Origin of the sequence: Limosilactobacillus caecicola (genome assembly GCF_943192935.1) — a bacterium.
GTDB classification, from domain to species: domain Bacteria; phylum Bacillota; class Bacilli; order Lactobacillales; family Lactobacillaceae; genus Limosilactobacillus; species Limosilactobacillus caecicola.
Window position 1 is genome coordinate 148,088 of the sequence record NZ_CALPCI010000002.1, and the last position, 11,931, is coordinate 160,018.

At 45.8% G+C, this 11,931-nt stretch carries 16 protein-coding genes; 15 read left to right on the top strand and 1 reads right to left on the bottom strand.

What is annotated here, in order from left to right:
- The first annotated feature begins 9 nt into the window (after positions 1-9).
- The 8 genes from NFR43_RS08510 (at position 10) to NFR43_RS03350 (ending at position 6,992) form a co-directional block, all read left to right on the top strand.
- Positions 10-135 carry a hypothetical protein gene (locus NFR43_RS08510; RefSeq protein ID WP_275087097.1) on the top strand — a complete coding sequence of 42 codons (126 nt, stop codon included), beginning with the start codon at positions 10-12 and terminating at the stop codon, positions 133-135.
- A gap of 14 nt (positions 136-149) precedes the next feature.
- Positions 150-1,037: an alpha/beta hydrolase gene (locus NFR43_RS03320; protein WP_251546481.1), complete on the top strand. Its 888-nt coding sequence runs from the start codon at positions 150-152 to the stop codon at positions 1,035-1,037.
- A gap of 208 nt (positions 1,038-1,245) precedes the next feature.
- Complete coding sequence (locus NFR43_RS03325) at positions 1,246-2,556, top strand: PTS transporter subunit EIIC (RefSeq protein WP_251546482.1); 1,311 nt, start codon at positions 1,246-1,248, stop codon at positions 2,554-2,556.
- Positions 2,540-3,409, top strand: a complete 870-nt coding sequence (locus tag NFR43_RS03330) for an alpha/beta hydrolase (protein WP_251546484.1) — start codon at positions 2,540-2,542, stop codon at positions 3,407-3,409. The genes NFR43_RS03325 and NFR43_RS03330 overlap by 17 nt, the downstream gene beginning before the upstream one ends.
- Positions 3,410-3,560: 151 nt before the next feature.
- Complete coding sequence (locus NFR43_RS03335) at positions 3,561-4,334, top strand: lysophospholipid acyltransferase family protein (protein WP_251546486.1); 774 nt, start codon at positions 3,561-3,563, stop codon at positions 4,332-4,334.
- Positions 4,331-5,170, top strand: a complete 840-nt coding sequence (locus NFR43_RS03340; RefSeq protein WP_251546487.1) for a glycosyltransferase family 8 protein — start codon at positions 4,331-4,333, stop codon at positions 5,168-5,170. Before NFR43_RS03335 ends, NFR43_RS03340 begins: the two co-directional genes overlap by 4 nt.
- Before the next feature lie 8 nt (positions 5,171-5,178).
- On the top strand, positions 5,179-6,126 hold the full coding sequence (locus tag NFR43_RS03345; RefSeq protein ID WP_251546488.1) for a glycosyltransferase family 8 protein: 948 nt from the start codon (positions 5,179-5,181) through the stop codon (positions 6,124-6,126).
- Positions 6,123-6,992 carry a lysophospholipid acyltransferase family protein gene (locus tag NFR43_RS03350; RefSeq protein ID WP_251546490.1) on the top strand — a complete coding sequence of 290 codons (870 nt, stop codon included), beginning with the start codon at positions 6,123-6,125 and terminating at the stop codon, positions 6,990-6,992. Before NFR43_RS03345 ends, NFR43_RS03350 begins: the two co-directional genes overlap by 4 nt.
- Before the next feature lie 173 nt (positions 6,993-7,165).
- Here NFR43_RS03350 and NFR43_RS03355 read toward each other — a convergent pair whose 3' ends face one another.
- Entirely contained in the window at positions 7,166-7,300 is a 135-nt protein-coding gene (locus NFR43_RS03355) for a hypothetical protein (RefSeq protein WP_251546492.1), read from the bottom strand.
- A 346-nt stretch (positions 7,301-7,646) separates the two neighbouring features.
- Between NFR43_RS03355 and NFR43_RS03360 the strand changes: the two genes are divergently transcribed.
- The 7 genes from NFR43_RS03360 to NFR43_RS03390 all read left to right on the top strand — a co-directional run bounded on the left by NFR43_RS03360 (position 7,647) and on the right by NFR43_RS03390 (position 11,821).
- Entirely contained in the window at positions 7,647-8,237 is a 591-nt protein-coding gene (locus NFR43_RS03360; RefSeq protein WP_251546494.1) for a flavodoxin, read from the top strand.
- A 27-nt stretch (positions 8,238-8,264) separates the two neighbouring features.
- Complete coding sequence (locus tag NFR43_RS03365) at positions 8,265-9,134, top strand: alpha/beta hydrolase (RefSeq protein WP_251546497.1); 870 nt, start codon at positions 8,265-8,267, stop codon at positions 9,132-9,134.
- A 24-nt stretch (positions 9,135-9,158) separates the two neighbouring features.
- Positions 9,159-9,314 carry a hypothetical protein gene (locus NFR43_RS03370; RefSeq protein ID WP_251546499.1) on the top strand — a complete coding sequence of 52 codons (156 nt, stop codon included), beginning with the start codon at positions 9,159-9,161 and terminating at the stop codon, positions 9,312-9,314.
- Positions 9,315-9,379: 65 nt separating this feature from the next.
- Positions 9,380-9,841: a flavodoxin family protein gene (locus NFR43_RS03375; protein WP_251546501.1), complete on the top strand. Its 462-nt coding sequence runs from the start codon at positions 9,380-9,382 to the stop codon at positions 9,839-9,841.
- Between the two features lie 12 nt (positions 9,842-9,853).
- The gene (locus NFR43_RS03380) at positions 9,854-10,279 is read left to right on the top strand and encodes a MerR family transcriptional regulator (RefSeq protein ID WP_251546503.1); all 426 of its coding nucleotides are present in this window, start codon (positions 9,854-9,856) and stop codon (positions 10,277-10,279) included.
- A 77-nt stretch (positions 10,280-10,356) separates the two neighbouring features.
- Positions 10,357-10,932, top strand: a complete 576-nt coding sequence (locus NFR43_RS03385; protein WP_251546505.1) for a TMEM175 family protein — start codon at positions 10,357-10,359, stop codon at positions 10,930-10,932.
- Position 10,933: 1 nt separating this feature from the next.
- Positions 10,934-11,821, top strand: a complete 888-nt coding sequence (locus tag NFR43_RS03390) for a LysR family transcriptional regulator (protein WP_251546507.1) — start codon at positions 10,934-10,936, stop codon at positions 11,819-11,821.
- Positions 11,822-11,931 lie beyond the last annotated feature (110 nt).

Genomic DNA, 11,931 nt, shown 5'->3' on the forward strand with positions numbered 1-11,931 from the left:
GGGTTAACAATGCAGTTCCCAGATCATTTAGTTTCGATTCCCCAGACAAGTTCGCAACCCGTGCAGGGTAAGGATGGGACACACGGTCGTCACAACGTCCTGGAGGATTTCTATAATGCAATGATCCAGCTATAGAAGGAGAATGAATGATGAAATTTACGACACAATCAACAGTGGGTGAAGTGAGGGATTACTTTGGTGGGAACGCCGGACGGCTCTTGTTTCCAGTCGACCGCCGCTTCCAGGATAACGAAACTTTAGCCCAGATTAGTGACTCCAGACACTATCTCTGGTATTCGGCGCTAAGTGCGGACACCACGGTGGCAGTGGCGAATTACCTGGCAGATCAGGCGAAGAATCACCCAATCTTTTACCATATTTATTCAGAAGCTGAGATGGCTACTGACACCACCAAACGGAATGTTGGGATTTACTTCTTTGCGGGACGACCGGGAGCGCCGTTTGCGATTAACAATGCTGGTGGGGGCTTTTACTATGTTGCCGGGATGCAAGACAGCTTTCCGCACGCAATGAAGATCAGTCAAGAAGGTGATAATGCCTTTGCTTTGATCTACCGCCCCGATCAACCATATGCAGACTTAGCACGGGCAATTACCTACATTATCGATCATGCTGACGAGCTCCAGGTCGATCCACATCATTACTCGCTTTGGGGTGGATCGGCAGGGGCTAGAATGGCGGCCAAACTCGGTAACCGGGAAAGCTTACAACGGTTGACTGGCCGGACTGACTTACCACAGGCAGACGCGGTGATTATGCAGTATACGGGGTATGACCGTGTTTCACCGGCGGACGCTCCCACCTATGCGAACGTCGGGGATCAAGATTGGATTGCTAATTGGCAGACGATGAAATGGCGGTTGTCATTTCTACAAAACGAGCAGATCCCGACTGAATTTCACGTTTACCCGGGATTGCAACACGGTTTTGGGATTGGGACCGGAACGGTGGCTGAGGGCTGGCTAAACGATGCTGTGCACTTTTGGCACCAACAAATTGAATTATCGAAAGGTTAGAGCTCACTACAATGCTGACTGGGACATTAAAGTAGTTGATATTTATTTTTTAATGTCGAATTCAACAGTAAAAGATTCTAAATAATTAAGAATATAGTTCGAAACAATTGAAAGATTTATAGGCTGGCAATTAGTTATTTCTAATATTGTTTAACGGCCGATCAATGCTTATAATAAGAGCAGTAAATAAATGTGGGAGGCTGAAATTGTGAATACTGAACGAATTGTTGATCGCCTAGTGCGCTTCCGCCAGCGCCCGTTTATACGGGTGTTGCACCGGACGCTGATCACGCTTTTTCCCTTGATCGTGGTCGGTGCGTTTGCCCGGATCGGTTATGAGAACCTCTTCTCAGGGAATGGCTTTTTAGGCAGTATTTTGCATGTGACTGATTGGTTACCATTCCGGCAATTTTTGCGGGCCGTCTTCTCTGATGTCCAACGCGTGACGGTCGGTTGGAGTGCACCCTTTGCCGCAATGGTGAGTGCGATGATCACGACGCGAATCAAGCGCCAGGAGAACATTTTAGCAGGGATTACCGCGGCAGCCGCGTATGTATTGATCTTTGTTCACGGAATTCGTGGTAATAGCCAAGTTATCGAGATGCGCTACTATAGCGTCACTTGGTTGATTATTGGGATCATTGTCGGCTACTTGGTTGGTCGTTACTTTGCTAAATACGGCCAACAAGTCAATTTCTTTGAACACGGTAGTACCCACGAAGACGTCATGGCGGCCGTGTTGAAAAATATGCGACCGGTTTTGGTAGTGTTCATAGTTGCCTTTATCCTCCACATTGGATATGCAAGTTACCGGCAATTTAATCTCGATGGAATGGTGAGTCAGTGGCTCGATTCGTTGATCGACCGGAATAGTAATTACTTTCTCAACATTCTTCTCTCGTTGATCAATACCGTCCTGGTATGGCTGGGATTTGCCGAACCGTTGACGATCACCAGTCAAGCATACAGCAATGAGGTCTACGCAAACTTGACGTATGCATTAACTCACAAAACCTCCTGGCACATCCCATATCCGTTTACCCCATCATCCTTATATACTGGGTTCGCCGTTTTTGGCGGAGTCGGGTTATCGTTGGCATTAGTAATTGGGATCCTTTGGGCGGCTCGTTCCAAACGGAAGCGGACAATTGCGAAAATTAGTATTGTGCCATCGTTTTTCAACCTTTGGGCGCCAATCCTCTTTGGGGCACAGGTATTTTTAAATCCGGCCTTCTTACTCCCATTCGTTATTTTGCCAATTTTCAATATCTTAGTGGGGAGTTTCCTGATTTTCATTCACGCCATACCACCGATGGTTTATCCAGTGCCCAATGGGACTCCCGGAATTTTGATTCCGTTCATCTCCACGGGTGGGAACTGGGTCGCACTCTTGATTACCATTGTCTTATTAATCATTGATATCATTTTGTACATTCCGTTTATTAAACTGGCGGAACGGGTCGATGAACGTTCGGTGACTGACCGAGAGGAGGAAAGTACTGATGAAAAGGCTAAGTAAACCGCATCGTCGGCTTGTCGGTTGGTTGGCGTTGATTATCGTTATTTTTGCGGGACTTTCCTATTTTTGGACAACCCAAAACATTCACCAATTACGGACTCGGCAAGAATCGCAAATGTCCCCGATTATTATGATCCCGGGGAGTAGTGCGACCGTTAACCGGTTTGATGGCATGATTGATATGTTGAATAACATGGATCACAAACGCCACAGCCTACTGAAGGTGAAGGTTTATAATGATGGTCACATTGTGTACAGTGGCCGGATTCGGCAAGGCGATAACGAACCGTTTATTGTTGTTGGCTTCCAAAATAATCACGATGGTTACAGTAACATCAAGAAGCAGGCCAAGATGTTTAATAAAGCCTTCAACCAGTTGAAAGAACGGTATGATTTCAATAATTTTAAGGGCATTGGTCACTCCAACGGGGGACTAATTTACACCTACTTCTTGGAACACTACTTTAATGAAAACCAAATTACCATTAAACGGTTGATGACGATCGGTTCACCATACAACTTCTCAGAACCAACCAGTCGGCGGACGGAAATGCTCCGTGACTTTATTAAATACCGGAAGAACTTGCCAAGTGATTTGGAAGTTTACTCCGTGGCGGGCGCAGAAAATTACGTCGAAGATGGGATCGTGCCGCTGAGTAGTGTCCTCGCTGGTAAGTACGTTTACCAAGGGGCCGTCAAGCATTATACCCAGACGACGGTGACTGGAAAATTAGCCCAACATTCGTCGTTGCCGAAAAATACGGAAGTGCTAGACCTGGTAGAACGGTATATCGTTCAGAATGGTCGACGGCGAAATCCCACCCAAAACCAGGATCAGGATAATAATCAATAATAAGATGGTTCAAAGGCGCTGATTATTCAACACTTTGAACCATTTTTGGCTTATGGAATCAACTTCCTCAACGTGTCTTGCGGAACTGCCTGGACAATATGATATAATGACATAGATTTGCAGTTCGTTTGACAATAAGTGGGGGAGTAAGATGCGGACGTACCGGTACCGAAATTTTGATGAAGACTTGGTGCACAGCCGTCATCAGGATTACCTACTACCGGACGATTATCAGATTATTCCCACGGGTCGCTGGCAACGGGTGTGGAATCAGTTGGCGCGCCTGATTGTCAAGATGATTGGTTGGGTGCTCATCTGCGGTTATTACCGACTACGGGTGGTTGGCCAGGAGAAGCTGCGTCAACTGGATGGCCAAAGCTACTTTGTGTACGCGAACCATACCCAACCAGTGGGGGACGTGTTCGTGCCCTTTGCAATTTTACCGGCCAACCGGTTGTACTTAGTGGCTGGCCAGGCCAACTGGGGGATCCCGGTGTTAGGCAAATTACTGGTCCGCTATGGCGGTTTACCAGTGGGTACGAACCTCCACCAGTCGATCAAATTATTAAAGGCCATTCAGCAGGTAATTAATGATCAAAAGATTGTGATGGTTTACCCAGAAGCTCACGTGTGGCCATATTACACGGGACTCCGGCCGTTTCCAGCGACCAGTTTTAATTTTCCTGTGAACGCGGGACGATCAGTATTTACGCTAACAACGACTTACCAAACGCCGCGTTGGGGAAAACGTCCCCGGATGGTGACCTACGTCGACGGACCCTTTTATCCGGACACCACGTTACCAAAGAAGGTTGCGCAGGAACAACTTTACCAGCAAGTTCGTCACCAGATGGCAATGCGGACAAAACTGAGTGACTACCAATACTATCACTATGAGCAGAAAGAGAAAGATTCAGAATCATGAACATCATGTTTTGTGGGGATCACAATGCAGAAGATGGGGTGTTAATCGCTACTTTGTCGCTACTGAAGCACTGTGACCAGCTTCATATTTACATTTTGACAATGACGGTCGAGACTGAGAACCAGCACTTTGAGCCATTTTCAGCGACAATGGCGGAAAAGTTGCAGGAGTTGGTGAACGCCAAAAATCCGGCTAGTCAGGTGAAATTAATCAATTGTGACGAATTATTTCATCGAACTTTACCGGAAGTGAACCTTAGTAGTCGGTTTACCCCGTATGCAATGTTGCGGTTGTTTGCTGACCAGATTCCGGAATTGCCAGACCGCCTGCTCTACCTGGATGACGATGTCATTGTGCGCCGCAACCTCGACGAGTTTTACCAACAGCGGTTAGACGATGTTGAACTAGTTGGGGTTTTAGATTATTGGGGACGGTTTTTCTTCCATAACCTCCATACCAAACGGCTCTATGACTACGTTAATTCTGGGGTGCTCTTGCTGAATTTAGCGATGATTCGTCAGACGGGGTCCTTTGCGCAAATTCGGGAAATGATGCAAACCCGGCGGATGTTCTTCCCGGACCAATCCGCGATTAACCGAGTAATTACTAAAAAGCGGATTGCGCCACGCCGCTATAACGAGCAGTACCACCTGCAAACCAATACGGTCATTCAGCACTTTACGACCACTTTTCGCTTTACTCCGTATCTGCACACCTTAACGGTGAAGTCATGGGAAGTGGAGCGGGTCCATTCGGTGCTTAATTTGCACGAATATGATGACGTTTTAAACCAGTACTTGAAAATTAAACAAGCAATGTCCCAGGAGGTAATTTAAGAACCCGTATGACAGTCCCAGTATTCTACACGATTAGTGATGACTTTACCCGGTATGCGGCAGTGTCCTTACGATCATTAATTGATCATGTTAATTCCAACGAAGATTACGTCGTTTATTTTCTCTATCAAGACTTGTCTGATGAACATCAAGCGGCATTACGCGCCATGCAGACGGAGAATGTTCAGGTGCGGTTTCAGCAACTCAGTGATGAACTCTTGGCACCGATCAAGGACCGGCAGGAAAATTATTTACGCGCTGATTTCTTTACACCATCAATTTTTTACCGGTTATTTATTCCAGACCTGTTTCCTCAATACGAACGGGTGATTTACCTCGATAGTGACACGGTCGTGAATGCCGATATTGCGGATTTGTACCGGATTGACCTGGGGGACAACTTGTTTGCGGCTTGTCAAGACCGGTCGATTAAGGAGGTCCCAGAAATGCGGCAGTACATTACGGACGTTCTGGACCTGCAAATTGACCATTACATTAATTCCGGTGTGCTAGTGATGAATGCCCAGGTCTTCCGCGAGGAACACTTTACGGAACACTTTTTTGACCTATTCCATCGTTACCATTTTAACTGTATTGCTCCCGACCAAGATTACCTCAATGAAATGGGTGATGGCCGGATCAAGTACTTACCAGCGGGGTGGGACGCCATGCCGAACGAGAATACGGTCCCGCTGCCAGATCCCCAGTTAATTCATTACAACCTCTTTTTCAAGCCCTGGCACTTTCAACCAGTGCAGTACGGCCGCTACTTCTGGCAAGCGGCGAAGCAGACGGCATTTTATCGAGAATTGACAAGTGAGCTGGCAAATTATGGCGATGACCAACGGACCGCTGACCGGCAGAAATTAGAAACGATGCTCCAAAAGACGGCGAAGGTCATGCAAGATCCTAACAACTGGGCACGGGTCAAACAACGGGAGAAGGTAAAGTTATGATTATTGGTGATGATCGCCAACAAGTAATTCGAAATATTCAAGCTGCCGCCAACCAACGCAATTTCACGGCGAAGACTGAAATTGGTGATCCCGTGATGAGTGTGGCGGAACGTAAGCAACTGGTAAACGAGTTTTGGGAAAAGCAGGGGCGGATCCGGGGCCATTTCAATAATGGAGTTGGCCGGAGCCTGTTCAATCTGCTGGCCAGATCAGTCTCAGCTTCCACGAAGGTCGAGGGAATTAAGAACCTTAAAGGATTACCCAAAACGGGGGCGATCGTAACGGCCAACCACTTTAACCAAGTGGATGCCTTGGCGATTAAACGGCTAGCCCAACGTAAACATCGTCACCTGGACGTGGTGATTGAGGACACGAATTTAAAGTTGCCCGGCTTCTTTAGTTACTTGATGAATTATATTGGGACGATTCCGTTGGTGAATACACCGAGTTATATTAACCGTAATTTTGTCCCGCATTTAAAAACCAGGTTGGCCAAGCGTCACTGGGTGTTAATTTTTCCCGAGCAAGAAATGTGGTGGAATTACCGTAAGCCACGGGTGCCACAACGGGGTGCTTACTATTTTGCGGCCTTAGCTGAGGTGCCGGTGATCTCAACCTTTGTGGAAATTCAGACGCTGGCGAAATTGGAGAAGCAGGATCCAAATTTCTACCAAACGCGGTATGTAGTGCACGTCTTGCCGCCCATTTATCCTGACCTGAAGCTGGCGGTGAATGAACGGTCCAAAAAGATGATGGAACAGGATTACCATCAAAAAGTCCGGGCGTATGAGCATGCCTACCAGAAGCGCCTGGATTATGATTTTACGGACTGGGATATTGCTGGCTGGCGTGGTAACCATGATTAAGACGTTAGTTAAATAATGTAAAAGACCTTTTCCCATAAGTTGATTTGATTCAGCTTATGGGAATTTTTTTGATCAAGAATTCATTTTGTAATCATGAATGAAATTTGACAATAAAAAAGGCGTGGTTCCAAAAATGAAATCACGCCTTTCGCTTTCACAAGCTAAAAGATGATCTAGTTGTGATGACGATTCTTGAGACCAGACAGGCCAAGGAGTCCAACAAGGGCAACTAATGATCCAGCAATTAATCCGGCACGGTGGGTAGCTTCATCGTTACCAGTTTGCGGTAAGGTAGCTTGCTTGTCCATGGAAGGTCAACCGTTGCGGTAAACCCAAGTGTTTTCACCGGCACTGGTTGAATAATAAGTTTTCGCTTTATCGTTGAAAACGATCCGGTATCCTGTACCATTTGAATGATAAGCAAGATAACTAAGTTTGGTAGTCAAGTTTTAGCTTGGCTGTTTTTTTAACCTCTAGTATGCACTGTGAGCATACCTGCATAACGTTAAAGTAATTTTCAAAGGCACCATTCGCCAATACAATAGCATTAATCAATCAGATGATGTGATGACAAAAATCCGGATTTTACTTGCTATGGAGTTTACTCAAAGGTCTACAATGGCCGCGAATTTTTTAGATAGGGAAGTGAAGCATATGAAATTCAAATGGCGTTGGTTAGTAACGATGTTGATCGTCGGTTTAATGGTGACGGGATCACTAGTCGGACTGGGACAATCCCGTTATGCGAAGGCGGCGACAAAAGGAAACCGGACTTTGATTATCTACTTCTCAATGTCTGGTACGACGAAGCAGGCGGCTCAACAAATTCAGAAATATACGGGAGCTGATATTGTTCGACTACAACGGGCCACCCCTTATCCAAAGGGCTATGATAATTATGCTAAAGTCGCAGATCGGGAACGGCGGCAAGGGACTCACCCCGCAATCAAGCGTAATCTACCGAATTTATCACGCTACGATACCGTTCTGATCGGTTTCCCAACCTGGTGGCAACAACCACCAATGGTGATCCACACCTTATTCGATGATTACGATTTCAGCGGAAAGACGATTATTCCATTTACAACGAGTATGAGTACCCCGATGAAGAATTCGATGTCAACAATGCGGCAGATTGGTCAAGCTGATGGGGCCACCGTAAAAAATGGTTTCCGCTACGATGACAACAACGCGGCATTGAAGAAGTTTTTGCGCAAGAATCACCTATTAAAGAGTCAACAATAATTCGTATTTGTGAAGGGTGGTGAAGAAATGACCAAGTTACTAATGAGTTTATTGATAATGTTCAGCACGCTTTTGGGACTAACTGCTACCCACTCTGTGCAGGCGGCGAGCAGTTCAACCACCACAACGGTGGATTACACCACTACCTACCGGGGACGACAATACCAAAAGCAAGCCTTAGTCTACTTACCTGCTGGTTATTCCAACCAACAACGTTACAACACCTTGTATTTAATGCACGGATCTACTGAATCGGCACGGGACTTTTACCGGGATGGCAATTTCAAAGCAGTGCTCGACCATGCCATTAGCAACGGTCAACTTAAACCATCCATCGTGATTTTCCCCACCTATTACCCGAGTCGGCGCTTTGTGACCAGTGATTATTACCGGGACAATCGCTTAAATCGGGCATTTGCAGAACACGAATTGATTGATGAGCTAGTGCCAGCTGTTGAGAGGCGGTTTAGTACCTATGGACAGGGAACAAGCAAGCGTAAGCTACGAGCCTCGCGACAACATCGGGCCTTTGGTGGCTTTTCCATGGGCGCAATCACCACTTGGTATGTTTTTGAGCACCAGTTAGATTACTTTGCTAGCTTCCTACCCGTTGCTGGCGATAGTTGGACAGTGGAAGACGATGGTGGGGCTAGTGCTACAGTGGCCACGGCCAAGCGATTGGCAATCGTTGTGCACGGTCAATCATTTTACATCTTTGCTGGCGTCGGTCGTGGTGATGGGACCATTAGCTCAATGACGTCGCAAATTCGAGCAATGTGGCGGTTACCACAATTTAATCATCAAAACTTGCAATACTACCAGGTTCCGGGCGGTTCGCATACTCCAGAAACGGTCGCACGTGCCGTTCAGCACTTTATTCCACAACTCTTTAATTAATAACCACGAAAGAAGGATGACCCTATGAAAAAAGTTTGGACAATTTTATCGACTGACGAATTAGCTGACGACGATGTTTGGATCGTTGGCTCCTCCTCGCGGGTTCGTGCAGTTCGCCAGCAATTAAAGTGGCTCGGAATGCCGTCACAACAATTACATGATGAACGTTTGACAATGTAAGAAGAGTTGCCTTGAAGTCAACTACAAGGTATAAAATAACCGAATTGAAAAGGAGACGATGCAACATGGCAAAAATCTTAATTGCGACTTATTCGTGGTCTGGACAAACCCAACGAGTCGCCGATCAAATTCATTCATTAGTGCCTGATGCAGCTGTTTTTAGCATTGAAGTAGCAGGTGATACTTTCGACTCTGATATGTACAAAACAGATGCGATTGCGACTCAACAAATTCAAAGGGGTCAGTATCCGGCGTTGATCAACCCGGTTCCAGATGGCTCAGCCTATGATTTGGTTCTGGTTGGGAGCCCGGTTTGGCGTGGCCGTCCGGCAACGCCGATTCATACTTTTTTAAAGAATCTCAATGGGTTTAAAGGGGCGGTGGCTTCCTTCTACACCGACGCCGGGTCCGCTGGTGATTATGAAACCGTCTTTAAAGAATGGGCTGACGGGTTAACCGTCTTACCAGGTCATGAAGGAAGTACTGGATTACAGGATTGGCTGAATCAACTTCAGCAAAAGATTTAAAGTAGGTGCCGGATGAATATCAAAGAAGTGAGTAAGCGACTCGGTATTCCGAAGGAGACCTTACGTTACTGGGAACATAATGGTTTAATTCCAACCGTTCCCCGAAACCAGAGCGGTTATCGCGATTATACCGAACGTGAAATTAAGTGGGCTCTATTCATTAAAGCCATGCGGAAGGCTGGAATGTCGATCGAGTCGTTAATTGAATTTGTGCGGCTCTATCATACAGAGCATGATAATTACTCCGCTCAAAAGGCCCTTATTCAGGATCAATACGATTCGTTAATGGCAAAACGGCACGAGCTTGATAAAACCCTCAGTTATCTGAAGTATAAATTAGATAATTTTGAAACCCACACGATTCCGTTTCTCGAAGAAGAAAGTTATTACGAGCAACGGAAAGGCAAATTAATGAATGATGATGGCAAAGATGATTGAAGATTAGCTGGAGAATGCCACGTATTCTCCAGCTTTTTGCTATAATTATCAAAGGATCATTATTGGAGGAGATTAAGATGAACAAAGAACGGTTAGCGGCATTTGCGGATGCCGTCCTCGCGATTATTATTACAATTCTTGTTTTGGAATTAGAGAAGCCAGCGCACCTGACTATTGAAGGTTTCCTCGACCTCTGGCCAAATTACTTGGCTTACGCCATTTCTTTCTTTTGGTTAGGAGCGATGTGGATTAACATGCACAACAGTTGGTACCGGGTCAAGCGGATTACCACCGGAACACTGTGGGCCACTTTAATTGTCCTATTTTTTTCATCATTATTTCCTTATGCAACGAGTATCGTCTCGACCAACTATAACAATAAGATGGCCCAAATTTTTTACGGAATTATCGTGCTCTTAATTACGTTTGCCAATGCTAATATGTACGCTTCGGTGGTCAAAGCGGATCAACGGGTCTCGCTGGGCGAATGGATCAAACAAGAACACCGTGGTTGGACTGTCCTTGATATCATCATTAAAGTGCTGGGCTTGATTCTTGCGGCAACCGTGTACCCACCGGCCATGCTGTATTCGGTGTTAATCACCTTGTTATTCCTCGTCATCCCAAACCAAGTTAAACATATGGAGCGGTAACATGTTTTCTCAAATGCAATACTTTATTGCCGTCGTGGACCAGCACAACTTTACCCGGGCGGCGGAACAATGTCATATTTCGCAATCAGCGATTTCTCAGCAGATTAAAGAATTGGAAACGACGATCGGCGTTCAATTATTAGACCGCCATGGTCGGAGCTTCGATGTGACGCCGGCTGGTCAATATTTTTACCAACACGCGCAAGCAATTGTGCAACAAACTAACCAGCTGGTTGAAGAAACCCAAAAGTTAGCTCAAGAACAAAAGGAACGCTATGTATTACGGCTTGGTTACTTAGCGAACTTTGGGACCCAAGAATTTTTGCAGGCCGTGGCCCAATTTTCAAAGCAGTATCCCGACGTGCGGGTGCAAATTACTAGCGGCATGCATGAGAAGCTGTTTGAGTTGTTACGCACGGACCAAATTGATTTAGATTTTGCGGATCAACGGCGGGCACTGTCAGATGAGTATCAAAATGAATTTTTGACCGAAACAGAGTTTACAGTGGTGGTACCGCAGGGACGCTATCTTGATAAGCAAAAGCTAACGACGGCAGAACTTGCTGACCTGCCATGCATTTTAGTTGTGGGCACCGCCCAAGAAGCCCAGGAAGAGCAGTATTATCGGGACGTGCTGGGTGTGCAAAGTAGCTTTTTGACCGCTACCACTTTTGACGAAGCCCAAATGATGGTGGCGGCTGGCCAGGGCTATTTAATTGCGAATGGCCGGACCCAGGGCCAGGTTAACCAGCAGATTAACCAAGTGCTTCCTTTGTATAATGGAGAAATGCCTTTACACCAAAGTTATTATGCTTACTGGAAACAAGATAATTCCGGTTATTATATCGAAAGTTTTGCCCAGATTTTAAAAGAACAGTTCAAATCGTAAATTATGAAAACATCCAAGAGTCAACTTTGATTCTTGGATGTTTTTTATAAGTTTAACTTATTAATCCGATCGGTGATTGAAATTGGAAAATGGGTTGCATAAACCTAAAA